This is a genomic window from Mesorhizobium sp. NBSH29, assembly GCF_015500055.1.
Classification (GTDB): Bacteria; Pseudomonadota; Alphaproteobacteria; order Rhizobiales; family Rhizobiaceae; genus Neomesorhizobium.
On the sequence record NZ_CP045494.1, the window covers coordinates 39129 to 62546 of the forward strand.

Consider the following 23418-nt stretch of genomic DNA (forward strand, 5'->3'; position numbering starts at 1 on the left):
TCGCGGAGGAATGGTTCCGGTGGTTTTATGATTTTCTTCAAACGTGAGCGGCATGTGCGTTTGCTGGTGCCAAAGCAACGGCCGAACTGGCGAGAAGAAGTCGATCTTCAAGCTATCTTAAGCTTCAGTGCGCTTCGATGCCGCTCAACCCATATGGGGAGGTGGCAAAAGGATGAACTGGCTATCCGAGGACCAAGTGGCGCTGTCCGTAGTTGACGCGCTGACGGCGAGCATTTGTGTCATCGATCATGACGGAATCGTTCGTGCCGAAAACGCCGCTTGGAAACAATTCTCGTCCCGCAACGGCGGCATCGGTTCGTACATCGGCGTAAACTACCTGGAGATTTGCAGGAAGGCGGGTGGCGACGATTCTGAAGCGGCTCATCGAATTGCAACAGCAATTCGGCAGGTGCTGGATGGAAAGCGTCACCGGTTCGAGGCCGAGTATCCTTGTCATTCGCATACCGAACAACGCTGGTTCTTGACCCGGGCAACGCCGCTTCGATTCGGCTCCGATAATAGTCAGGGCAAACAATCTCTGGGAGCCGTCGTCTCACATCAGGAAATAACAGAAAAAAAGCTGCTCGAAATGCAGCTGAAGGGGTTCGCCGAGACTGACGAGCTTACCGGCCTGAGAAACCGCCGATCCATGATTGATCATATCAGCAAGGCATTCGCGGAACACAAGACGGGATGCACGGTAGCGCTGTTGCTACTGGACTTGGACAACTTCAAGGAAATCAACGACACCTCTGGTCACGATATTGGCGATCTCGTGATCAAGCAGGTGGCGGAACGCTTATCGAGTTTGACCTCGCGGAATCCCTCGACCATCGCTGCTCGAATGGGAGGCGACGAATTCGCCTTGCTCCTTGCGGTCGAACAGCCTTGGAGCGTCGTTCCGCTTGCGGAGGAACTTCTTGGCCTTCTTGACCAGCCTTACCCGATTGACGGCGAACAGGTGCATTCCGCCGCGTCGGTTGGAATCGCCTTCTATCCCACCGACGCAGTTGCGCCCGCATCACTGCTCAAGGCCGCTGACCTGGCTCTATACCGGGCAAAAAATGGCGGCCGAAACCGATACGTATTCTACACGGACAATCTGCGTGACGCAGCGCAGCAGCGCAAGAAGTTGTTCAACCAAGGTCGCTCGGGCATCGTTCGCAACGAGTTCGAGACCTACTTTCAGCCAATCGTGAGCCTGAAAGACAAGTCCTTGTTGGGGCTCGAAGCCCTGATCCGATGGCAGCACCCGGACCTCGGTCTGATCACCCCGGCGCACTTCCTTCCGCTCCTGAAAGACTGGGGCATGGGGGAGGCGCTCTCACAGGTTGTGCTTCTTCAAGTCATCCAGCATCTTTCGGACTGGCCGGAAATCCGTATAAGCGTCAACCTGACCACAGGCCAACTTCGAAATCCCAATTTTGTGGATTTTCTGTGCCGTGAAATTTTGGCGAACTCGGTCAACGCTGAACAACTGAAACTCGAAATAACAGAAGACGTTGTTCTCGGGGACAGCAACAATGAGTTTGAAACCATTCTAACTCGCTTGCGAGATGCCGGGTTCAAAATATCACTGGATGATTTTGGTACCGGTTATGCGTCATTGTCGCACCTTTCTCAATTTCCGCTGGACGAGATCAAGATTGATATGTCGTTTGTCAAACAACTGAATACCAGCCGTCGTGCTCGCAGTGTGGTGCGCTCGATTACCCATCTCGCTCACGAACTTGGGCTGAGCGTGGTTGCCGAAGGAATCGAAGATAGGGAAATCGAGGGTATTGTCGCGGCCCTCGGATGCGACCACGGCCAAGGATATCTGTTTGGCAGGCCTCAGCCTGCCTCCGCGATCCCAGACATCATAAAGAAGTGGACTTATCCCTCGCGAGCCCCAAGTGCATTGCCCGCGCCAAATTTAAGGAACAGTTCGAGATAGCCGGCGGCTACGCGCAGGTCAGTAGGGGTCAAATTTTTCTGATCGGAACGGAGCCGTTCTGCCAAGGCCAGAAGTTCATCCGAGGAATCGGGTTCAAGCTTTTTTCAATTCCGATCCAGCGGTTCGGCACGCTGCCAGTAGCACTGAAGTTAGCTGGCACGCTTGATCCACAGAAAAATGCATCTGCGCGGAAATAAGAGGCGGGGGACCTGTCTGGGTAATATTGACCACAACTCCGTCAAGCGTTGACCAACCGACGTCGGCGCTGCCGCTTTGTGTCTGGATAACAGCTGAACGCTCCGTCATGATTACTCCCCAGCGCAATTGGTCAACAGTTGGTTGCCACCGCACCTAAAGCAACATACGCGCACTTTCTGTGGCGGTAAATTGGATCGATTGGTCGTCCGCTTTATCCGTCGCTCGCCTTGGCCGGCCCCCATCGGGTGGTCCGGTTTGAATGTTAGTGCATGACGGGTCTTGGCGCTACGGCGGGCGTGGCCGGCGAAGTTGGTCCGGGTTGCGCAGCCGGCCACAGGACCGCTTCTGGTGCTGGGGGTTTGTAGCCCAGAGATGAATGCGGTCGCGCCGTGTTGTAGTGCTGGCGCCATCCTTCGATGACGATCTGGGCCTCCTGAAGCGAGTAGAAGATCTCGCCGTCGAGCAGCTCGTCGCGAAGCTTCGAGTTGAAGCTCTCGCAATAGCCGTTCTCCCAGGGGCTCCCGGGCATGATGTAGGCGGTCCTGGCGCCGACGGTGGTGATCCATTCGCGCAACGCCTTTGCGATGAACTCGGGGCCGTAGCACCTACGGAGGGAGCGAACTGAGGCAGCCACGATAGCGGTGCGCGCAGCTTTTCGCTGCAGGCGCGCACCGTTCGAGGCGGCCATGGCCAGTCAGAGTTTCTCTAGAATGTGAGTGTTCACAACCCATTCGGAGAGACCGACCATGACCAGCGCAAATATTATACTCGCCGATGCGGTGTTGGTAGCCATCGACATCGCCAAGGTTCGCAATGAAGTTCTGATCGAAGACCCGGGCCATAAACGCCGCCGGTTGCAGGTTCTTAACAATCGTGCCGAGCATGATCGGCTGATCGAGGTGCTGCTGGCGTACGGCCGACCTGTGGTCTGCGGCTTCGAAGCAACGGGTAATTATCACAGACCTATCGCGTGGCGCCTGGCTGAAGCGGGCTTCGAAGTACGGTTGATTTCGTCGCTGGCGCTTGCCCGAACCCGCGAGGCCTTGCACAACAGTTGGGACAAGAACGATCCCAAGGATGCGCAGGTGATGCTGCACATGCTGAAGATCCAGGCGACCCAGCGCTATCATGATCCGCTGCGCGCCGGCATCAACGACGTACAGGAACTGTCGAAGACGCATGAGGCGATCGCAAAAGCCAAGACCGAGATCCAGCACCGCATCCTGACGCATTACCTGCCGCTGTACTTTCCCGAGATTGATCGGTTTCGGGCAACAGTCGCAGCGACTGGTTCTTCGCCTTCCTCGATGCCTTCCCGACACCGGCGAGCATCACGGCGCTGACGAAGGACGAGTTCGTAAAAGCAGCCTGGGGTATCGTCGGCCGTAAGGTCAGCAAGACACAGATTCTAATGGATATTTATGAGACGGCACGCACATCAATCGGACTGCCGTTGCCGCTTGATGCCCCTGCCATTCGTATGTTCCGGATGGTTGTCGCGGAGGCCCGCAGCCTGATCCGACAACGTAACGAGATCGAAGCCCAGGCCGACGAACTGCTGCGGCACAGCCAGGATTACCAACTCCTGCGCCAGATACCCGGCATCGGGCCGATCAGGGGCCGCGACATAGAACGGGCAGGATAGCACGGTAAGCGGGGTGGGCGATCACGCGGCCATGGATTCGAGCACGTTGAAGCGCCGGAGCTGTCGGTATCCGTCATCGTCGAGAGGCGGGGTCTCGGACCAGAGATAGTCGCCGGTGAGATTGATGTGTTGCCAGCCGAGCGGAGCGATGTGCGGTAGCAATGCTTCGTCGATCTTTCTGCCAGCCTTGGTCATCGCGGTGAGCGCGCGATCGAGATAGACGGTGTTCCACAGCACGATTGCTGCGGTGAGGAGGGCAAGGCCAGATGCCCGGTGCTGCTGCCCCTCTCTGCTCCGGTCTCGAATACGTCCAAGGCGGTGGAAGCAGACCGCGCGTGCGAGCGCGTTTCGGCTCTCTCCCTTGTTGAGTTCGACGGTCGATTCCCGCCGCAACTGCGGGTCTTCGAGCCAGTCGAGCGTGAAGAGCGTGCGCTCGATCCGCCCGATTTCCCGTAGCGCGAGCGCCAGACCGTTCTGACGCGGGTAAGCACCGAGCCGCTTGAGCATGAGCGATGCTGACACCGTTCCGGTCCGGACCGAGGCGGCAAGCCGCAGCACGTCATCCCAGTGCGCTTCGATCAGCTCTTCGTCGATTGCGGCCGCCAATCAGGCTGCCTAGCGCCGACCAACGTTCGGGTTTGTCCATCACGTGCAGTTTCCGGTCGCCGATGTTGGGAATACGCGGCGCGAACCGGAAGCCCAATATGTGCGCGAGGCCGAACACATGATCGGAAACGCCGCCACCATCGGTATGATGAACAGCCAGGTCGAGATCGGCTTCGTGATAGAGCAAACCGTCAATGACGTGCGCGGCCTCGCCGGCGCTCCCGGTGAGAACGGCGGTGTGGAAGGGCGCATATCGGTCGGTAATGTGGGTGTAGAAGCCGACCGTCGGTTCGCGGCCGTGGTGGCGGTTGACCGCGCCGACCGCTTCACCGGGACCGCCGACATGGAAATGCTGTCCGTCCGAGCTCGACGAAAAACCCGCGCCGAACAGCCTCGCCAGGGGCTGCGCCTGCTGCCCATCCACGATACGCGCGAGCGCACGCCGGTAGGTCTCTTCGCGAAGGTGCCATCCTGTCGTCCAGGCGAGTTGGCGGTAGGACGCGACCGAACAGGCATCGGCCATGCGTGTCAGCCCCAGGTTGGTGGCATCGGCGAGCACCGCTGTCATGACGATCCGTCGCTCGTCGGCAGGCAAACCGGTGTGGAGATGGGTGAAGGCTTCCGAGAACCCCGTCCAGCGATCGACGTCGGCCATCAGGTCCGTGATGCGCACCGCCGGAAGCGTTCGATACAGCACCTCCTCGAGCTTGCTCCGAGTGGCCTTGTTCGCGACCTCGTCCATGCGCCGCGCGAGAAGGGCGCTGCGCTTTTCGAGATAGTCACGCGCCGTGCCCGATACCGCGACCGGGAGAGGTCCCGCTTCCCGCATGGCCGCGAACAGGGCTTTTGGCAAAAGCTGATCTTCGATCGCGCGGTATTGGCGCGAGCCCTCGACCCAGACGTCGCCGGCGCGAAGGCGACTACGCAACTCGTCAAACAGGCAAACCTCGTACGCCCGTCGATCAATGCCGTCTTTCGACATAACGGTGGCGCGCCAGGTTCTCGGCACGAACCCCAGCGCCGCATCCTTTGGCCAGGACCGTCTCCCGCTCGCATAGTAGCGGCGCAACGTCTCGATTCCGGCGAGCACCCTCGCCGACGCCGGCAAGGACCGGAATGTCAGGCTATCGAAAAGGCGTGGACCGACCGCGCGGACAACGGCGTGTCCGCGCGCGACAATCGCGGCGCGGTCTGGGCCATCGGTCCGGACGAGCCGCTTCGCTTCGGCGATCGAGGCTGCCAGGTCCTCCCACGCGATGACGCGGCCGACGGCGGCGATCGGATCGGAGCCGCTATCCTTTGCCGCAATGAGAGCGTCGCCGAGCCGCGCCAGCAGGCGTATCTTGTCGTTGATCGCGCGGCGGTCGCGGATGAGCGCCGCCTCTTCGCGCCGTTCGGCGCGGAGGAACACACGCCCCATCAGCCGATCGAACAGCCCAACCGCGTCGTCGGTTAGGCGGACCGCAGTATCGAGTACGGTCGCCACCAGGACGGCGCGGCGGCGCGAAACCGAGAGCGCGGCAAGATGCTGCGCGGTCAGCCTGGCGCCCTCGCGCGCGAGCTGACGCAAACGCTCCGGATGCACGCCTTCGGCCACCGCCGGATCGAGACCCAGTAACTGCGTCCTCGATGTGGCTGGTCTGACCGAAGGCCGTCTTCGCTGCGCTGCGCCTCGTTCTCAAACCCGCAACAGCCGGTTGTGACTTTCTTCCCCTGCTGGCTTCGCCATCATTCCGCGCGGAACAAGAAAGTCTCGCCCTGGCTGCCCTCCACTGTCGTTCCGGCCCCTACGAGCCCACCCCATTGCGCAAGCGCAACGGGGACCCCGGGAGGGTGCGGGCCGATCGCCTCCAGTCTGCCTATCGCCATCGAGGTCGCGATGGTCGCGGCCCGAGAAACTCACGGAGACGAACAATGGCTACCATCGGCACCTTTACCTCGACTGGCAACGGCTTAGGTCATGTGCTGAGAAGTGTCCTTTAGCGCTATGGCTTGAGGGTTGGGCACATAGACGTCCGGGTCAAGCGTTCCCGCAGCGTAGCGAGGACAACGCTTGAGGCGGCGGCGACACGGTATGCTTTTCCATGGGGTGTAGGACAAGTCCTGCACCCCTGCCACGTGGCGAACGGGAGAGCGCGAGGGGAACCCCTCGCATTTAATGAGAAGAGTGCGCCGGAGGCGCTCCGCTTATTATTTGTTCGAGAGCTGTCATTTGTCGGTTTCGTCGACAGTGTAAGCACTTGATCAGTTTCGTTTTCTTTTTTGCGCCTCCGGGTGCCTTGCTCCCGGAGAGCGCGATGGTGTCGATTATACGGGCAGTGCCCGGGGTTCACGGGATTCCTGCTGGATTTCCCATCCTGCTCGACGCGCAGATGTCGATTGTCGAGCCGACCTTCAGCTATCTGCTTGAACTCGCCACCATTCCCGGCCGCTCTCATGCGATGGAGACGCTGAGGACGTACAGCGAGCACCTGCATGACTGGCGCTTCGCAGATGAGGGAACGATCGCCGCCTACCGCAACCGGATGCTGGCAACGCCGAGCCCTCATACAGGACGGCCCTATGCCCGCTCCACCGTGAACGATCGTGTCCGGACGATTTGCCGCTTTTACTCATGGGCGCACCGGCGCGGTCTGATCGAAGACCTGCCATTCGACTACATCGAGGTGTCGCTCCGGTCGACACGCCAGCAGGGCATGCTGGCGCATCTGGATCAGCGTCCTGCGGCCGTGATGGCCAACATCCTGACCGTTGCGGAAGCTGAACGGCTGCCGCGACCGCTCCGTGTCGATCAACTTCAATCCCTGTTCCGGCATCTTGCGTCGCCCTATGACCTGATCGCCGAGTGGGCCTTGGCCACCGGCATGCGCCGCAAGGAACTATGCGGCTTGCAGCTTCATCAGGTGCCGGACGTCGCTCACCTGGATATCGACCAGCACCCACTCGTCGGGGTGCCGCTGAGCGTCACAAAGGGCGACCGGCCGCGCACCGTCTATCCGCCGCTGCGGCTGATTGACCGCACTCACTGGTATGTGGGAGAGCAGCGCGCGGCGCTGGTAAAGCGCCGGCGCAGAACCCACCCCGGCTACCGGGCGCCATCGACGCTTTTCCTCAACAGCAACGGCGATCCCGTTTCGAGAGCGAGGTTTTCAGCCGCTTTCGGCACGGCCTTTCAAGCGGCAGGGCTGACAGGATCCGGCCATTGGTTGAGGCACACATTCGCGATGTCGATGTTGGTGCGCCTGCAAAAGCAGGCGGCGACAACGCCCGACCTCAATCCGCTGAAGATCGTGCAGGTCCTGCTCGGCCATGCGTCGATCCAGACGACAGCCGTCTACCTGCGCTGCGTTGAACTCCACGCCGATACGCTGGCCGAGAGTCTCTCCTATCTCTACGGCGAGCTGGTGCCCCATGGCCATCCGTAAGAGAAGCCCGATAGATCGCCGGTTCGCGGTTTCCGGCGCGCAGTCGGAGACCGCCATTTCCCGGTTGCCGGCGAACACGATCATGTTTGTGGACGCGTGGGGCAACCCCATACAACGCTTCGACTTTGATCAACTCCTCGGTGTGCCTCTCGATCTGCGCGCGTTTCTGGCCGATGCCTTTCGCGAGCATTGTGCCGCTCAGACGCCGGCAACGCGCCGCACGACCTGGGTAGCCGTCCGCCGTTTCGCCCGCTTCGTCGCCTACGACGGCATGATCAGCGAAGCCGGCGACATCGATACCGCGGCGATCGGCCGGTATGTGCTCTGGCTCAAGAAGGAAGGCGCATCACGTGCACCACGAGGTGCACATGCCGTCGCTTTCGATGTTCTGCGGCCCTTGCTGATGTGGTGTCAGCGCAATCGGCCGCACGCACTCGCGCCTGATCTCGATATTCCCTGGAACGCATTTCCGAGCCGCCGCACCAGCCAGCAACCACGACGCAGGCTCCCCGCCGATCAGATCAAGGCGATCCTTCGCGCCTGCTACGAGCAGATCGATGAGGCATGGGCACGCTTCCAGCACGGTCAGGAGGTCATTGGCCGCGCCGAACTGCCGCCGAAGACGCTGCGCGGTCAGGGCCTCGACCGATGGATATGGCGCATTGCGAAGATCGAAGGCGGCCTGATGCCGGACAATGCCACACTCGATGAGCACGGCATCAAGCCCAGCACGCTGGTCAAGTTCTGGGGCGGAACGCGTACCGTGACCCAGTATTTCCACATCACCACCGACACGCTGGTGCCGTTCTTCCTGGCGATCGCCATCCAGACAGCCGCCAATCCCGACGCGCTGCGCCATATCCACCGAGACTGCCTCGTCCCGCATCCGCTCGACGAATATCGCGTCATCGTCGACTGGACCAAAGCCCGCACCGGAGGCCGTCTCCAGAAGGCGCAGCGCCGTTCCTTCGACCGGCGCCGGCGTTATGCCGCGCCGAACCTGATCGACAAGATGCTGGCCCTGACGGCGCCGATCGTCGCCACGGCACCGCCGGGTGAACAGGATCGGCTTTTCCTGACGCGCAGCGTCCACAAGGAGCACGCTCGCCGTATACTTGGAAGCCGCACAGGAGTTATCGAACATTCTCTCCTGAGACGGGCAATCCTCAGATTCATCGAGCGCGCAAACCGCCGGATCGAGGCGTGGAATGCACTCCATCCCGACAAGCCGCGCGAGGCGATCGCCAACTTCGCGCCGGCACTGTTCCGGGGAACTGTCGCCACGGAGCACTATCGTGCCTCTGGTGGAGACGTTCTCGTCGCCCAATCGCTTCTGAACCACGCCAGTGTCGCGACGACCGAGACCTATCTCAGGAGCGAGGAGACGACCCGCTTCCAGCGCCAGACGATCGCCCGCCTGCAAGAGATGATGATCGCATGGGTTCGCGGCTCCGACAGAAGCGAACCCGTGCCGGCCGTCGCGACGGTGAACGGAACCGCTCCGTTCGGCCATGACTGCCTTGCCCCGATCGTGTCGGGCGGCGACGGCAACACCCGCCTTTGCCCGCGTTTCGGCGGCTGCCTGTCCTGTCCCGGCCTCGTAATCCCAATCGACGCGGACCATCTGGCACGTGTGCTTGCAGCAATCACCCGCTTCGAGCAGGCCCGCGACCGGCTCGAACCCCGCCGCTGGAACCTTCTCTATGCGCCGTCATGGCGCATTCTCACTCAGGACATCCTGCCGGATTTCCCGGTGGAACTATATGAGTCCGCGCGTAGTCTCGCCGCCGCCATGCCGCCCCTGCCGGAGCTGGAGTAGTGTCGGCCACGCCGGCGTCCAGTCGGAGACCTCATCACCCGCAAAGGGTTTCAGATCGGTCATTGTGGTCAGACCCGCAATGGCAGTTCGAGGGGCTTCGCCCCGGCCAGCGCCTCTCCCAACTGCGCTTCGACTGGGATTTCCCGTTGCCTGACGGCAGCCGCTTCACCGCGCCGAGCTGGCATCGGTGGCTGGAAGATGCACGCACCTTCCTATGGTCGCTTCGCGCCGATCCACCACGAGGCCGCCGCCGGCTTCGCGTCCAGACCCTCGTATCGGCCGGGCAGAAGCTGCGCATCCTGATCTGCTGGATGGCCGGTGAGGGCATGCGCGGTTTCGGCGGCCTCGATCAGGAGAACGCCCGGCGTTTCCTCGGCTTCATTGCCGCCCGGGTCACCGTCAAGGGCAATCGTGTCACCGCAAGCACACGCCATGCCTACGCGAACCTCATTGCTGCGCTCTGGCTGCAACGCGGTAAGCTCGGCGATCCGCCGCCGGAACATCCCTACGACGGCGAGCGCGCCAGCGCGTTTTCCGGATTCAACAGGTTTTCGAACCAACGATTGCCCTTCACACCAGACGCCATCGCGGTTCCCCTTTTGTCGAGCGCCATCCGTTTGATCGGCCAGCCGGCCGACGACGTGATCGCGCTTCGCGACCAGGCCTCGAGCCTCTATCTGGAGCGTCGGGCCGCAGGGTTTTCCACCTCATCGACCCGACAGCCCGTATTGAAGCTGGTCGCCGCTTTCGAGTTTTCACATATCGATGGCGAGGATGCTCCGTGGCATCCGCCGGTCATCGGCACCAAGCAGGTTCGCTTTCTTGTCGACCGGATCTACGAGGCCTGCTTTGTCGTCATTTCCTATCTCGTCGGCGCAAGGGTTTCCGAGATCCTCGCCCTGGAAACCGGTTGCATCGAGCAGAATCGCTCGGCCGACGGAACGGAAGTTCTTTCCTATCTTCGTGGACGCATTTTCAAGACCGCCGCCGACGATGCGGGCCAGCCGCATCTGTGGGCCGCCCCGCAGGCCGTACTTCGGGCTATCGATGTGCTGGAGCGTCTTTCCGCTCCCTTGCGCCAGCAGATCGGCCGCACCGAACTCTGGCTGGCCATGCAGGGTCACGGCATCCTCGACACGCGCCCCCTCGACGTCGTGACCAGCAGCACGCTCGTGTCGCGCCTCAACAGCTATTTCGCACCGTTCGTCGCGCTTCCCGATCATGCCGACGGCAGCGCCTGGCATCTGACCACCCATCAGGGCCGCAAGACCTTTGCCCGCTTCGTCGGCAAGCGCGACCGCACCGGCCTGCACGCCCTGCAGCACCATTTCGGGCATGTGACGCGCATCATGACCGACAGCGCCTATGTCGGGACGGATTTCGATCTCGGCGAGCTCGTGGATGCCCAAACCCTCGAAGAGACACGATCCGCTCTCGAGGAACTGCTCACCACCTCGCGCCTCGGCGGCAAGGCCGGACGTTTGCTGTCATCGCGATCGCGCTTCCGGGGCCGCACCCGCGACGGCGAACTTGCCGCCTATGTCGATTTCCTCATCAAGGACAGCGGCATGCGGCTCGGCGTCTGCGATTGGGGCTACTGCGTCTACCGTGCCGAATCCGCCGCCTGCATGGGCGACGAGCGCGGCCCAAATCCCGTGTGGCGAACTGAGAGCGTCTGCATGAACTGCGCCAACTTCGCCGTCACCGAGCGCCATCGGCCCGTCTGGCAGGCGCGCCTCGACCGCAATCTCGCGCTCATCGCCGATCAGCGTCTCGATGATGCCAGCAGTGCTCTCGCCATCACGCGCATCGCCGAATGCGAGCGCATCCTGTCCGATCTTTCCACAACGGAGCAATCGCTTGGCCAAGCAACCCGTCGCAAACCCGCATGACACACGCCTGCGGGCCACGGCGGAGAGGTTGCGAGCCGCGCTCGACCGCCTGACCAGGGACAGCGGATCACACTCCGCCTCCGCCTCCGCGACTGCTCGCCTCACCGTCGCCGCCCTGGCGCGCGAAGCCGGCGTCGGCCGCAACGCCATCTACGCCAACCACCGCGATATTCTCGATGATCTCGCCCGGGCCCGCGAGCATCAGCGTGCCCCCGCCAGCGGCCTCACCGCCGAAGACAGGATCACCAAGCAGCGTGATCTGATTGACGACATGCAGCAGCAGAACCGCCAACTTGCGACCGAGAATGCCGGGCTTCTGCGGCGCGCGATCGAAGCGGAGCGGCGCGCCTACAGGGCGGAACGCCGCAGCGCACAGTTGACGAAGGAGCTCGGCAGCCTGCAACGCCCAACGATACTGCAATCGACGAAGGAGGGTTCGGTACACAGCTGACCCTATGATACTCCCGGTCATTCCATGCGCTTTCCGCCACGCGCCGACAGGCTGGTGTCGTGGGACATTGCGGCGGGGACTGTCTTCCTTCTCGTTGCAGAGCACGGCCCCGGAACGACGCTGGTTTTGACCGACCCTGTCATGCCGTCATCTCCCCGTTTTCGGCGTCATGAGCCTCAGGCTTCTCCCTCGACCGCTGACTGAGGTGCGTCCACTGCGGCCTTTCTTTCTGGCGTATCTCACACCGGGTTCGTCTGCTGCGCAGCCCGACCTCGATCCCGCAACAGCGCAGCGCCGACCTTCTTCCCCGCCGTGCTCGGCTGTCGCCTGCGCGCGGCTTCCTCGCGATGCAAGAAGCTCGGCCCCGCGCCGCCCTCCATTGCATTGCGGCCCTTCGGGTGCGGGCCGGTCGCCCGGTGTTCTCCGATCGCCATCAAGGCCGCGATGGTCGCGACCTGATACAGCAGATGGAGAAGACAAAATGGCTCAGATCGGCACTTTCAACCGCAACGAAGACGGCTCTTTCGCCGGAGTTATCAAGACACTCAACCTCAACATCAAGGCTCGCCTGGTCGTGTCCGAGAAGGAAAGCGACAAGTCGCCCGACCTTCGCGCCCTCGCGGGCACCATCGAGATCGGCGCCGGCTGGAAGAAGACCGCCAAGGAAACTGGCCGGGAATATCACTCGATCAAGCTCGACGATCCGAGCTTCCCCGCTCCGATCTACGCCAGTCTCGTCGAGAACGAGGACGCTTACGCCCTCATCTGGTCGCGCTGAGGCGACCAGCCACCGGACGCGGTGCTCCATCCCGGAGCGCCGCGATCCGGCAAAAGGACACCCGAAAGTGTCCTTCAGAGAATCCAGAAGCCGGATCAACAGCTTCGACGCGAAAAGACAGTTGACGGCTGACCTAAAACGGCTTTTCCGGCGTTATCAAAACCCTCAACCTCAACGTCAAGGCCAAGCTGGTCCGCGTCGAGAACCCCTCCGACAAAGGACCGCACTTCCGCATCTTCGCAGCTGCAAATGTGGAACTCGGTGCGGCGTGGCAAAAAGTCTCCGCGGAAGGCCGCGACTACCTCTCGGTCAAGCTGGATGACCCGAGCTTCCCGGCTCCGATCTACGCCACCCTGATCGAGGTGGAAGGCGAGGAAGGCCTGCAGCTAATCTGGTCCCGGCCGAACCGGGATTGAGGTCCTCGCCAGAGGGCTCCGCCGTAAGGCGGGGCCTTCTCCTCGAAAAGTCTCGGGATTGCAGCAAATACGTCAATGCTGTATATAGCGACTATCACAACAAGGTGGAGTCACCGATGTCCGGCACGAACAGCACATTCTCGACCAGCGACTTCTCTCGCAAGTCGGGCGACATTATCGCGGAAGCGCTGCGCCGTCCGGTCACGATCACCCAGCGCAGCAAGCCGCGACTGGTGATCCTCAACATCGAGGATTACGAGCGCATGCGTCGACAGGCCGACACCAGGATGGTGGGCACTCTCGAAACCATGCCTGAAGCGTTGCTGGATGAAATGTCGGAGGCCATCGAAGCCTATGCCGATGATACCGAAAGCGGTCGTTCGTGAGTTTCGACGATATCCAGACCGCGAGCGTTGTCCGCTATCCCTATCTGTGGGTGCGAGAAGCTGGACAAGGCGAAACCGAAGGCCGCAAGAACAGACCTGTTGCGGTTGGGGTCAGGCTGAAGCGGGCAGATGGCGATTTCCTGCTTCTGTTTCCCCTTACCACGAAACAACCAGAATCCGGGCGCTTTGCGGCGGAGATACCCGCAACGGAAAAGCGCCGGACCGGGCTCGATGCGGATCTGCGCCTTTGGCTGATACTCGACGAGTACAATACCGACATTATTGGCCAGTCGTTCTACCTGGAGCCTGAGCCGCCCATGGGGCGTTTCAGCAAGGCATTCTTCTTGCCGCTTGTGCGGGAGTTCATCGCACGTCGGCAATCGCTGCGTGGTATCAGCCGCAACCGCTAGCCTATCCTGGATCGCCGCTACAGCGCTTGATAGCCGCGCTTTCGCTTGACGCGCTCGAGCCGGGCAAGGGCCCGGCCAGCATTGTCGCTTTCATCAAACGTTTCCATCATCGCCTGGCCATTGGATCCGATCCGGCCCCAGTTGCGGATCAGAGATGCCCCACCGAACAGGGTTGGCTGGATCGAAAGAACGTAGAACCGCGCCATGTTCCGGTCAGGGTCGATACGGCGGAGGTGTACGGATGGAACGTCATCTGCCTTCTGGTTCATGGCTGGAGTCTCGCTTCCTGCGGAAGCGCCGTCCAACGCATTTCATGAATCGATCCAAGCGCTCTGATTCATTTCCGTGGTGATCGATGACTTGCCGGGGTGGGTGCCGTCATGTTTCCCGGTCCGCCAAAGGCCGAAGTGACGATCGTATGATACGCGAGGCATGGCACGGCCGCCGCGCCAGGCGCTTTTGCGCACCAGCATCTCGCCGAAGCGGGCCACTCCGACCGGACAGAGCATGCCGAGGGACAGCGCAAGCATTCTCGGCGTCATGCCTCCTCCTCCTTCCGGTGGAATCTGTTCTCGCCGGTGACCGATTTCATGTCGTCGCGTCGGAACCAGATCGCGCGGCCGCAGCGCAACGGCGCATTGCCGGCGGTGAAGACGATCTGCTCGTCGCCGCGCATGCGCAGGACTTCATCGGGCAGGATCAGCGGGCGAGATGCCAATTGCCTGGATCGTGTTCGCGACGATCCCGACATCTGTGAGGACCGGCTGAGCTGATCGACCTCGACCGTGGTGTTGCCGCAGCGCCGCGAGATGTATTCCGCGGTCTCCGGATCGTTGATCGCGGCGAAGGAAATCCACGATGCGCTCTCGAACCATTTCGAGCTGGCGTCGCGCCCGCCATAGGTTTCGCGCATCTGGCCGATCGACTGGAACAGCAGCACGAGGCTGATGCCATACTTGCGGCCGGCGTCCCGGGCGGTTTCGAGAATGCGCAGATAGCCGAGTCGCGCCACCTCATCGAGCAGGAACAGCGTGCGCCCCGTCACCTCTCCGTTCCGGTTATAGATGGCGTTGAGCAGCGCGCCGATGATCGTGCGAGCCAGACCCGGATGCGTCTCCAGCGTCTTGAGGTCGAGATTGACGAAGATGTCGGTCTTTCCATCCGCGATATCGTCGGTGGCGAAGCTCGAGCCGGATACGAGCGCGGCGTAGTTCGGATAGCTCAGCCAATGGGTTTCTTTGACGGCATTGGCATAGACGCCGGAAAATGTTTCCGGCGTCATGGCGATAAACGGCGCGACATTTTCCTTCACGAATTCGGATTCGGAATTGTCGTAGATCTTCTGCAACCGCTCGCGCAGTTTGGGCTCGGGCTCGGAGAGGTTCGCCCGCATCTGCCGCAAGTGCTGGTTCTCTTTTTCCGTATGCCCGGAAAGACAGACATCGGCGATCAATGCGGTGATGAGCTGCAGGGCGGTTGCGCGAAAGAAGTCGTCGCGAACCGAGGTCGAGCGCCCGGTGTCGGTCACCACCCAACTTGCGACCGCCACGACATCCTCTTCCCTGGTGCCACCGAAGCGGCCGATCCAGTCCAGCACGTTGAAGCCGGTGGCAGGATTTTTCGGATCGAGCACGAAGACGTCGCGGCCGGCCTTGCGCCGGTGCTCGATCACCATGGGCGCAACCTCGTTGGAGGGGTCGAGGGCAACGAGACCACCGCCCCATTTAAGCGCCGTCGGCACGGTTACCGATGTCGTCTTGAAGCCACCGGAGCCGGCGAAGACGAGACCATGGGTCGAGCCGAACGATGCGTCGAAACAGAGCAGAGGTGACTTGCCGCCCCTACCCCATGTCTCCCGGTTGTCGGCGCGGAACCCGCGATCGGCGACAGCACCCTTGTCGACGCGATAGGCTTCACCGACAAGGATGCCACCGGTTTTGGGAAAGAGACGCTTCGCGTCGTTCATGGTCATCCAGTTGGCTTCGCCATGGATGGCCCGCTTGCCGCGAACGCGGCGCGGCGTCGATGCGGCGAAGGCGGCATTGCCACGTATCGCGACGCGCCCGGCGAAAGCCCCAACGATGCAGGCTAGAATCGCCCCCATTCCGATCGCCGGATCGGCATATTCAAGAATAGTATCGCCGACAGGTAGAGCGTCATAGAATGCGGCAAGCCGCCTGGCCTCCCGGGTGCCCGCGATCAGGGTCACCGCCATGGCGCCGATCAGCACGCCTGCGCCTGCGCTACGAATTGCCAATGCACCCTTTGCCGCGAACAGGAACACGATCCCGGTACCTGCGGCGATCGCATAGGGCAGGACGATACCGATCCGCCTGAGCATGAGGCGCGCCGTATCCGAAGTTCCGAACGTAACAAGCCACGTTTCGATACCTGAGATCCCGATGCAAGCGGCGAGCATCAGCGTGACGGCGGCACCGGCGAGCAGGATCCTATTCGCCGTCATGGCCGAAGGCTTCCGCCCCGATCGCCGTCAGCCGCGAGCGTTCGCTTTCGTCATTCCGAATGCGAGAACCGGCTTCGATCAGCAGGCCGAGCAGCAACGCGCGTTTTTCGTAGCGAAGACCCGCTTTCACGATCAGGCCGCCGAGTTCAATCTTCTCGCGCGTGTCCTTCTTTCGGGCCTCGGAGGATGAAGACCGGCGCATCCGTTCAAGCCTCGCTATTGCCGCTCGCAGCCGCGCCAGCCCCGATCGGCGTGGTCCCGGCGGCCTCGCCTTTCCGGCCGACATTCCCTTTCCTTCCGGATGTCTTGTCGTCGCCATCGCGAAACCGCCCGGCCATTTCCTCGAACGCTGCTCTCAGCGCCGTCTCCTCGATCTCGATTTCTCCGAGGCCGGCCTTCAGCGCGATGCGGCCGATCCGCTCGGCCTCTCGCGTCTCGGCTTGTTGTAGCTGTTCCGTTAGCTTGGCGATTTCCGCCTTGATCTTTGACGATGGCTTTTTCATTCTGCTTGGGCCTTTTCGCGTCCGGTGTTGCTGGGCTTTGGCCAGAATTTCCCGGATGCGCGCCATGGGCGACTAGTAAAAAAGCTAGTCGGCGGAGCCGACGCCGCCTGAGATGATCCCGCCGTTCCGAAGGAATGGTTCCAAGGGCGCAGTAATACGTCGCTGAGGCGACGTTCTGCTTCCGACCCCGCGGGGGCGGGTCCAGTCCCGACGAACACGATGTTCGTTTCCCGTCGGGAGCCCTTGTCGCCGTGGCCATCACGCATTTCACGCCCCAGCTCATCGGACGCGGCAATGGCCGCAGCGCCGTGTTGTCGGCCGCGTATCGCCATTGCGCGAAGATGACCTACGAGATGGAGGCCCGCACCGTCGATTATTCGAACAAGCGCAACCTCGCGCATGAGGAATTCCTGCTGCCGCCGGATTCCCCGAAATGGGCGACGGCGCTGATCGCCGACCGCTCGGTGTCCGGTGCGGCCGAAGCGTTCTGGAACCGGATCGAAGCATTCGAAAAGCGTGAGGATGCGCAGTTCGCCAAGGAGTTCATCATCGCGCTGCCGGTCGAGCTCACGAAGGAGCAGAATGTCGCATTGATGCGTCAGTTCGTGTTCGAGCAGGTCCTGGCGCGCGGGCAGGTTGCCGACTGGGTCTACCACGACGAACCGGGCAATCCGCATGTCCATCTGATGACGACGCTGCGGCCGCTTATCGAGAAGGGCTTCGGCGCAAAGAAGATTGCCGTGCTTGGCGAAGACGGCCAGGCAGTCCGCACGAAAACCGGCAAGATCCAGTATCGCCTCTGGGCCGGCGAGAAGAAGGAGTTTCTCGAACAACGCAATGGCTGGCTCGATTTGCAGAACCAGCATCTGGCGTTCGGTGGTTTCGAGATCCGCGTCGACGGCCGCTCCTATGCGGAGCGCGGCATCGATCTTGTCGCAACGGTCCATATCGGCGTCGGCGCCAAGGCGATCCAACGCAAGGGCGAGCGGCAGGGATGGACGCCGGCGCTCGACCGGATCGAGCTGTTCGAGGCGCAGCGCGAAGAAAACGCCCGCAGGATCCTGCGACGGCCCGAGATCGTGCTGGACAAGATCTCCTCGGAGAAGAGCGTCTTCGACGAGCGAGACATCGCCAAGGTCCTGCACCGTTATGTCGACGATGCCGGAACCTTCCAGCAGCTGATGGCGCGCATCCTGCAGAGCCCGGACCTGCTGCGCATCGAACGCGAAAGCGTCGATTTCGGAACCGGGGAACGGGTGCGCGCCCGCTATACGACGCGCGAGCTGATCCGCGTCGAGGCGGAGATGGCCAAGCAGACGATCTGGCTTTCACAGCGCACGAGCCATGGCGTCCGGGAGACGGTGCTGCAGGCGACCTTCGAGCGCCATGCGCAGCTGTCGCGGGAGCAGCGCGTCGCCATCGAGCATGTAGTGGACGAAGCGCGGATCGCGGCTGTCGTCGGCCGCGCTGGCGCCGGCAAGACCACAATGATGAAGGCCGCGCGCGAGGCGTGGGAAATGGCTGGCTATCGCGTGGTCGGCGGCGCGCTCGCGGGCAAGGCGGCCGAGGGACTGGAAAAGGAAGCGGGCATAGCCAGCCGCACGCTGGCGTCATGGGAGCTGCGCTGGAAACAGGGTAGGGACGCACTCGATGCGAAGACCGTGTTCGTCCTCGACGAGGCCGGCATGGTTGCGTCGAAGCAGATGGCGCTGTTCGTCGAGGCAGCGTTGCGAACCGGCGCCAAGCTTGTCCTGGTAGGCGATCCCGAACAGCTCCAGCCGATCGCGGCAGGTGCTGCGTTCCGGGCGATCGTCGAGCGCACCGGCTATGCCGAGCTCGAAACGATCTACCGCCAGCGCGAAGAGTGGATGCGGGTTGCGTCGCTCGATCTGGCGCGCGGCCGGGTCGACCAGGCCGTCTCAGCCTATCGCAAGCAGGGCAAGGTGCTCGGATCGGAATTGAAGGCTGAGGCCGTCGTCAATCTGATCGACGATTGGAACCGCGACTACGATGCGGCGAAGACCACACTGATCCTCGCCCATCTGCGCCGCGACGTGCGCATGCTGAACGTCATGGCCCGCGAGAAACTGGTCGAACGCGGAATTGTCGGAGAGGGCCATGCCTTCCGCACGGAGGACGGCATGCGTCGCTTCGACGCCGGCGATCAGATCGTCTTCCTGAAGAACGACAGCGCGCTCGGCGTGAAGAATGGCATGATCGGCCGAGTGGTCGAAGCCGCTGCGAACCGGATCGTCGCCGAGGTCGGAGAGGGTGATCAGCGCCATCGCGTTTCGGTCGATCAGCGTTTCTACCGCAACGTGGATCACGGCTATGCGACGACGATCCACAAAAGCCAGGGTTCAACCGTCGACCGGGTGAAGGTGCTCGCTTCCCTGTCGCTGGATCGACACCTGACCTATGTCGCCATGACCCGTCACCGCGAGGATATGGCGCTCTATTACGGCCGCCGCTCCTTCGGGTTCAATGGCGGCCTCATCAAGATCCTGTCGAAGCGCAATGCCAAGGAAACCACGCTCGACTACGAGCGCGGCACACTCTACCGCCAGGGGCTGCGCTTCGCCGAGAACCGCGGCCTGCACATTGCCCGCGTCGCCCGCACGCTTGTGCGCGACCGCGTAGACTGGACGCTCCGGCAGAAGCAGCGCCTCGCCGATCTGGCCCTGCGCCTGCGGACCTTGAGCGAACGCATCGGCCTTGTCGACACACGTCAAACCCAAACGCTGAAGGAGGCGGCGCCGATGGTGAAGGGCGTCACCCTGTTCCCGAAATCGGCCCAGGATACGGTCGAGGAAAAGCTGCTTGCCGATCCGGCCGTGAAGAAGCAGTGGGAGGAGGTTTCGACCCGCTTCCGCTTCGTCTTTGCCAATCCCGAGACGGCCTTCCGCGCGATGAAGTTCGATGCGGTTCTCGCCGATCCGTCGACGGCCAGGACAACGCTTGAGCGCCTGGTCAACGAGCCGGCGACGATCGGTCCGCTCAAGGGCAGGGTTGGGTTGCTCGCCGGCAAGTCCGACCGCGAGGACCGGCGCATTGCTGAGGTCAACGCGCCGGCGCTGAAGCGCGATATCGAGCGCTATCTGCGGCTTCGCGAAGGGGCGGTTCAGAAGATCGAGGTCGATGAGCAGACGCTCCGCCGCCGCGTCTCGATCGACATCCCGGCGCTCTCTCCAGCCGCTCACCTGGTGCTCGAGCGCGTGCGCGATGCGATCGACCGCAACGACCTACCGGCAGCGCTCGGCTACGCCCTTGCCGACAGGATGGCCAAGGCCGAAATCGACGGCTTCAACAAGGCGATCACGGAGCGGTTCGGCGAGCGGACACTGATTACCAACGCTGCGCGCGAGCCGTCCGGCAAGCTCTTCGACAGGGCGGCTGAAGGCTTGGCGCCGGGCCAGCGCCAGAAGCTCGCCGAGGCCTGGCCGGTCATGCGCGCGGCGCAGCGGATCGCCGCGCATGAGCGCACGGCGGAGACACTGAAGCAGACCGAGAATCTTCGCCTGTCACAGCGACAGATCCCGGTGCTGAAGCAATGAGACGCCGCCGGACCATCGCGGTGATTGCTATTGCGGGCGCGGGCCTCGCAGCACTGGCCGGCATAAGCTGGCTTGTCGGCCTCCGGCTCAATTTGACGCCCAGTTACTCGCTCGGCCTCTGGCGCATCGGCGCGATGGATCGACCGGCCGCAGCCGGTGATCTTGTCTTCGTGTGCCCGCCGGACACGCCGGCGTTCCGGCTCGGCCGAGAACGTGGATATCTCCATCGCGGCCTCTGCCCTGGCTCGTTCAGCCCGCTCATCAAGACTGTCGCGGCGATCGAGGGACAGCACGTCGAGGTCGGCGCAAGCGTCTCGATCGACGGCCGCCCGCTCGCGCATTCGCAGCTGCATGCCGCCGACGCCCAGGGCAGGGAGCTGGCTCCATTTGCCGGGGGCATCGTGCCGCCGGCGCACCTCTTTCTTTACTCCGATTATGCGGGCTCCTATGACTCACGATACTTCGGGCCGATCCCCAGCGCTGGCCTTCTCGGCCGCGCCCATCCGGTCCTCACCTTCGATCCGTGACATTGCGCGGAGCGTCATGCTGATCGTGGCCGGCGCGCTCACTGGCGGTGTCGCCTGGAGCGGCAATCCGCTGACCCTGCCCTTCGCCTTCGCCTTCCCGGCCCTATGGGCCTGGTCGCCGTCCCGCGCGATCGCGGCTCTGGTCTCGGCCGGTTATTTCCTCGCCGCCTCGCGTGGCCTGCCGCAGGGCGTCGCCAATTTCTACACGACCGATCTCTGGCCCGGCCTGCTGCTCTGGATCGCCGCCTCGCTCGCCTTCGTCGCCGTTCACGCGGCTCTATGGACGAGCCGCTCAGGAGGGAAGAGGGCCGCGCGGTTTGGGCTGGCCGCGCTTCTGATGGCGGTGCCGCCGTTCGGGATCGTCGGCTGGGCGCATCCGCTGACGGCCGCCGGCGTCCTGCTGCCCGGATGGGGATGGTTCGGCCTGGCGGCAGCGGCAACCGGCCTGCTCGCCATGACGACGAGAGCATGGCCGGCCACTGCCATCGCCCTGGGAGGGATCTGGATCTGGTCTGCCGCATCGTGGACGGACCCAGCCCTACCGGAAGGCTGGAAGGGCGTCGACCTCGAACTGGGCCGAAGCCTCGGCCGGGACGTCGGGCTTGAGCAACACCGTGACCTGATCGCCATGGTGAAGGCTGCGGCAAGCGAGCGCGCCGATGTCGTGATCCTTCCCGAAAGTGCTCTCGGTTTCTGGACGCCGACCGTCGAGCGGCTCTGGCGCGGCGAACTGCATGGAGTCGACGTCACCGTGGTCGCCGGGGCAGCCATCGTCGACGCGCAAGGCTACGACAATGTCATGGTCGCGATCTCGGCCGGGCGTGCTCAGGTCCTCTATCGTGAGCGCATGCCGGTCCCTGTCTCGATGTGGCAGCCTTGGCTCGCATGGACCGGGCAGGGCGGTGGAGCCGAGACGCACTTCTTCGCTAACCCGGCCGCCATGCTCGACGGGCGGCGGGTCGCGCTGCTGATCTGCTACGAGCAGCTCATCGTCTGGCCCATCCTGCAGTCAATGCTGCATTCGCCTGAGATCGTCATCGCCACGGGCAATGGCTGGTGGACAGCCGGCACGTCGATCGTCGCCATCCAGAAAGCGAGTGCCGCGGCCTGGGCCCGGCTGTTCGGCGTTCCGCTCGTGTCCGCCTTCAACCTCTGAACAGGGAGCTGCCCATGATCGATGCCGCCCTCATCCAGCAATGCGCCGACCCCGGCCTGAAGCCCGCGATCGTCGAGAAGTTCATCGCTGAAGCCGGTTCCAGCGATCCGCTCGCAGTGACCGTCCGCGCCGGCGACCGTGTGGTGCTCGTACCGAAGCCGCGAACGCCGGAAGAGGCAATGGCGCTTGTCCGCCAGCATATCGGCAAGGCCGTCGTTCGGGTTGGTGTCACGCAGTATCCGGCCGGGCTCGGCGTCGCCGACGCATCGGAGCTCAAGACCGACCTGGTCGACGCCTGCGCCAACATTCGCGTGGGCACGGCCCTGTTCGGCAAGGTCTATCGCGCCGTCACGAAATGGTACGGCAACGCTGTAGATGAAGCATTCGAAGACGCGATCCTTGCCTGGAAAAGCGGCTATTTCGAAGGCAGGGCGGTGTTTGAAGAGCCCGATCCTGGCGAGATGAGGCTCGCCGAGCCGAAGCAGGCACTGTCCGGACCATCGGAAGAGGATCGCTCGGCGGAGGCGACACCAGGCGGGGAATATTCACAGCACGATACGGAACCCGGCGACCCTGACAAGGCGGGAATCCGCATCGACCTTTCGAGGATTGGTGCGCGTTTCCCCTAAACTCTCTCCCAAGCTGACGTTCGCCGGAATGGGTGGAAACCCAGACGGCTTTTCGTTATAAGAATCGCCGGGGTAGTACGCGCTGCCCTGGGGCTTAGAAACCCCTTGTCTACCGGTTGGTGCCGGCCGTTACGGCACCAGATCCTCTGACCTTACGGCCGGGGGCCTGTGACGTATGTCCAGGTACCTCGGTATTAAAGGTCACAGGGACCGTGTAGACACGGTTTTCTAACCTCCGGCTTGGGTTCAAAGGATGTCTGTCGGCGGGGGCGCACCGCAGACGCCTTCTTGTAGAGATTACGATGTCAGATGATAAAAATGGCTCTGTGCAGCCAGAGCAAAAACTTGTCTTGAGGCCCGTCGTCGGCCTGACTGAGAATCTCCCAAAGGACGAACTCGAGCAGATCGTAGTCCAGGCGATCAAGGCGCATCGCCGGCTTCGTGACCTTGCAGAAGTACGCCAGGACGAATGGCATGCGATCGAGGCGCATGCCGCCGCCACAGGCACAGAACCTTCCCGCATCGCCTATGTTACGGCGATGATCGACATGCACGCCCAGCAAACTGTGCTGTCAACCCTGCTCGACGTTCTCGGCTATATTCCTTCGGTGCCGGGGGACTGA

The 23418-nt window shown here is 62.7% G+C and carries 18 protein-coding genes and 4 pseudogenes; 15 read left to right on the forward strand and 7 right to left on the reverse strand.

What is annotated here, in order from left to right:
- The first annotated feature begins 172 nt into the window (after positions 1 to 172).
- On the forward strand, positions 173 to 1936 hold the full coding sequence (locus GA830_RS18720) for a putative bifunctional diguanylate cyclase/phosphodiesterase (protein WP_195165152.1): 1764 nt from the start codon (positions 173 to 175) through the stop codon (positions 1934 to 1936).
- Positions 1937 to 2396: 460 nt separating this feature from the next.
- Here the strand turns inward: GA830_RS18720 and GA830_RS18725 are convergent.
- Positions 2397 to 2747, reverse strand: a pseudogene (locus tag GA830_RS18725) (integrase core domain-containing protein); the annotation flags it as partial.
- A gap of 133 nt (positions 2748 to 2880) precedes the next feature.
- Here GA830_RS18725 and GA830_RS18730 point away from each other — a divergent pair.
- Positions 2881 to 3764 (forward strand): annotated as a pseudogene (locus tag GA830_RS18730) (IS110 family transposase); the annotation flags it as partial.
- A 36-nt stretch (positions 3765 to 3800) separates the two neighbouring features.
- Here GA830_RS18730 and GA830_RS18740 read toward each other — a convergent pair.
- A pseudogene (locus GA830_RS18740) lies at positions 3801 to 6000 on the reverse strand (Tn3 family transposase); the annotation flags it as partial.
- A gap of 757 nt (positions 6001 to 6757) precedes the next feature.
- On the opposite strand from GA830_RS18740, the gene GA830_RS18745 reads away from it, so the two are divergent.
- The 8 genes and pseudogenes from GA830_RS18745 to GA830_RS18780 all read left to right on the forward strand — a co-directional run bounded on the left by GA830_RS18745 (position 6758) and on the right by GA830_RS18780 (position 13962).
- Positions 6758 to 7810 (forward strand): tyrosine-type recombinase/integrase, encoded by a 1053-nt coding sequence (locus tag GA830_RS18745; protein WP_308460485.1) that lies wholly within the window; start codon positions 6758 to 6760, stop codon positions 7808 to 7810.
- Positions 7797 to 9629, forward strand: a complete 1833-nt coding sequence (locus GA830_RS18750) for a site-specific integrase (protein ID WP_195165156.1) — start codon at positions 7797 to 7799, stop codon at positions 9627 to 9629. The genes GA830_RS18745 and GA830_RS18750 overlap by 14 nt, the downstream gene beginning before the upstream one ends.
- Positions 9630 to 9691: 62 nt before the next feature.
- The gene (locus tag GA830_RS18755) at positions 9692 to 11521 is read left to right on the forward strand and encodes an integrase (protein WP_258045732.1); all 1830 of its coding nucleotides are present in this window, start codon (positions 9692 to 9694) and stop codon (positions 11519 to 11521) included.
- Positions 11490 to 11972, forward strand: coding sequence for a hypothetical protein (locus GA830_RS18760; protein WP_195165158.1), 483 nt, complete (start codon positions 11490 to 11492; stop codon positions 11970 to 11972). The genes GA830_RS18755 and GA830_RS18760 overlap by 32 nt, the downstream gene beginning before the upstream one ends.
- A 481-nt stretch (positions 11973 to 12453) precedes the next feature.
- Positions 12454 to 12750, forward strand: coding sequence for a DUF736 domain-containing protein (locus GA830_RS18765; protein ID WP_195165159.1), 297 nt, complete (start codon positions 12454 to 12456; stop codon positions 12748 to 12750).
- A 137-nt stretch (positions 12751 to 12887) separates the two neighbouring features.
- Positions 12888 to 13166: pseudogene (locus GA830_RS18770) on the forward strand (DUF736 domain-containing protein); the annotation flags it as partial.
- 116 nt (positions 13167 to 13282) lie between these two features.
- Entirely contained in the window at positions 13283 to 13552 is a 270-nt protein-coding gene (locus GA830_RS18775) for a type II toxin-antitoxin system prevent-host-death family antitoxin (RefSeq protein ID WP_195165160.1), read from the forward strand.
- On the forward strand, positions 13549 to 13962 hold the full coding sequence (locus tag GA830_RS18780) for a hypothetical protein (protein WP_195165161.1): 414 nt from the start codon (positions 13549 to 13551) through the stop codon (positions 13960 to 13962). The genes GA830_RS18775 and GA830_RS18780 overlap by 4 nt, the downstream gene beginning before the upstream one ends.
- Before the next feature lie 17 nt (positions 13963 to 13979).
- Here GA830_RS18780 and GA830_RS18785 read toward each other — a convergent pair whose 3' ends face one another.
- The 5 genes from GA830_RS18785 to traC are packed head-to-tail and all read right to left on the reverse strand — an operon-like array spanning position 13980 to position 16929.
- On the reverse strand, positions 13980 to 14231 hold the full coding sequence (locus tag GA830_RS18785) for a WGR domain-containing protein (RefSeq protein WP_195165162.1): 252 nt from the start codon (positions 14229 to 14231) through the stop codon (positions 13980 to 13982).
- 42 nt (positions 14232 to 14273) lie between these two features.
- Positions 14274 to 14504, reverse strand: coding sequence for a hypothetical protein (locus tag GA830_RS18790; RefSeq protein ID WP_195165163.1), 231 nt, complete (start codon positions 14502 to 14504; stop codon positions 14274 to 14276).
- The gene (gene traG, locus GA830_RS18795) at positions 14501 to 16426 is read right to left on the reverse strand and encodes a Ti-type conjugative transfer system protein TraG (RefSeq protein ID WP_195165164.1); all 1926 of its coding nucleotides are present in this window, start codon (positions 16424 to 16426) and stop codon (positions 14501 to 14503) included. The genes GA830_RS18790 and traG overlap by 4 nt, the downstream gene beginning before the upstream one ends.
- Positions 16413 to 16628: a type IV conjugative transfer system coupling protein TraD gene (gene traD / locus GA830_RS18800; protein WP_195165165.1), complete on the reverse strand. Its 216-nt coding sequence runs from the start codon at positions 16626 to 16628 to the stop codon at positions 16413 to 16415. The genes traG and traD overlap by 14 nt, the downstream gene beginning before the upstream one ends.
- A gap of 4 nt (positions 16629 to 16632) precedes the next feature.
- On the reverse strand, positions 16633 to 16929 hold the full coding sequence (gene traC / locus GA830_RS18805) for a conjugal transfer protein TraC (protein ID WP_195165166.1): 297 nt from the start codon (positions 16927 to 16929) through the stop codon (positions 16633 to 16635).
- A 251-nt stretch (positions 16930 to 17180) separates the two neighbouring features.
- Here traC and traA point away from each other — a divergent pair, with 251 nt between their 5' ends.
- The 5 genes from traA to GA830_RS18830 all read left to right on the forward strand — a co-directional run bounded on the left by traA (position 17181) and on the right by GA830_RS18830 (position 23418).
- A complete protein-coding gene (gene traA, locus GA830_RS18810; RefSeq protein ID WP_195165167.1) occupies positions 17181 to 20483 on the forward strand; it encodes a Ti-type conjugative transfer relaxase TraA in 3303 nt (1100 codons plus the stop codon).
- Positions 20480 to 21010 carry a conjugative transfer signal peptidase TraF gene (gene traF, locus GA830_RS18815; RefSeq protein WP_195165168.1) on the forward strand — a complete coding sequence of 177 codons (531 nt, stop codon included), beginning with the start codon at positions 20480 to 20482 and terminating at the stop codon, positions 21008 to 21010. The genes traA and traF overlap by 4 nt, the downstream gene beginning before the upstream one ends.
- Positions 21011 to 21026: 16 nt before the next feature.
- On the forward strand, positions 21027 to 22166 hold the full coding sequence (locus tag GA830_RS18820; protein ID WP_258045734.1) for a conjugal transfer protein TraB: 1140 nt from the start codon (positions 21027 to 21029) through the stop codon (positions 22164 to 22166).
- A gap of 14 nt (positions 22167 to 22180) precedes the next feature.
- Positions 22181 to 22795: a TraH family protein gene (locus GA830_RS18825; RefSeq protein WP_195165170.1), complete on the forward strand. Its 615-nt coding sequence runs from the start codon at positions 22181 to 22183 to the stop codon at positions 22793 to 22795.
- A gap of 302 nt (positions 22796 to 23097) precedes the next feature.
- Positions 23098 to 23418, forward strand: a complete 321-nt coding sequence (locus GA830_RS18830; protein WP_195165171.1) for a transcriptional repressor TraM — start codon at positions 23098 to 23100, stop codon at positions 23416 to 23418.

Bases quoted from the DNA above. Each gene is read 5' to 3' on its own strand.
- GA830_RS18720 (WP_195165152.1), top strand. From the start codon at position 173: ATGAACTGGCTATCCGAGGACCAAGTGGCGCTGTCCGTAGTTGACGCG.
- GA830_RS18745 (WP_308460485.1), top strand. From the start codon at position 6,758: ATGTCGATTGTCGAGCCGACCTTCAGCTATCTGCTTGAACTCGCCACC.
- GA830_RS18750 (WP_195165156.1), top strand. From the start codon at position 7,797: ATGGCCATCCGTAAGAGAAGCCCGATAGATCGCCGGTTCGCGGTTTCC.
- GA830_RS18765 (WP_195165159.1), top strand. From the start codon at position 12,454: ATGGCTCAGATCGGCACTTTCAACCGCAACGAAGACGGCTCTTTCGCC.
- GA830_RS18775 (WP_195165160.1), top strand. From the start codon at position 13,283: ATGTCCGGCACGAACAGCACATTCTCGACCAGCGACTTCTCTCGCAAG.
- GA830_RS18785 (WP_195165162.1), bottom strand. From the start codon at position 14,231: ATGAACCAGAAGGCAGATGACGTTCCATCCGTACACCTCCGCCGTATC.
- GA830_RS18790 (WP_195165163.1), bottom strand. From the start codon at position 14,504: ATGACGCCGAGAATGCTTGCGCTGTCCCTCGGCATGCTCTGTCCGGTC.
- traG (WP_195165164.1), bottom strand. From the start codon at position 16,426: ATGACGGCGAATAGGATCCTGCTCGCCGGTGCCGCCGTCACGCTGATG.
- traD (WP_195165165.1), bottom strand. From the start codon at position 16,628: ATGCGCCGGTCTTCATCCTCCGAGGCCCGAAAGAAGGACACGCGCGAG.
- traC (WP_195165166.1), bottom strand. From the start codon at position 16,929: ATGAAAAAGCCATCGTCAAAGATCAAGGCGGAAATCGCCAAGCTAACG.
- traF (WP_195165168.1), top strand. From the start codon at position 20,480: ATGAGACGCCGCCGGACCATCGCGGTGATTGCTATTGCGGGCGCGGGC.
- GA830_RS18820 (WP_258045734.1), top strand. From the start codon at position 21,027: ATGCTGATCGTGGCCGGCGCGCTCACTGGCGGTGTCGCCTGGAGCGGC.
- GA830_RS18825 (WP_195165170.1), top strand. From the start codon at position 22,181: ATGATCGATGCCGCCCTCATCCAGCAATGCGCCGACCCCGGCCTGAAG.
- GA830_RS18830 (WP_195165171.1), top strand. From the start codon at position 23,098: ATGTCAGATGATAAAAATGGCTCTGTGCAGCCAGAGCAAAAACTTGTC.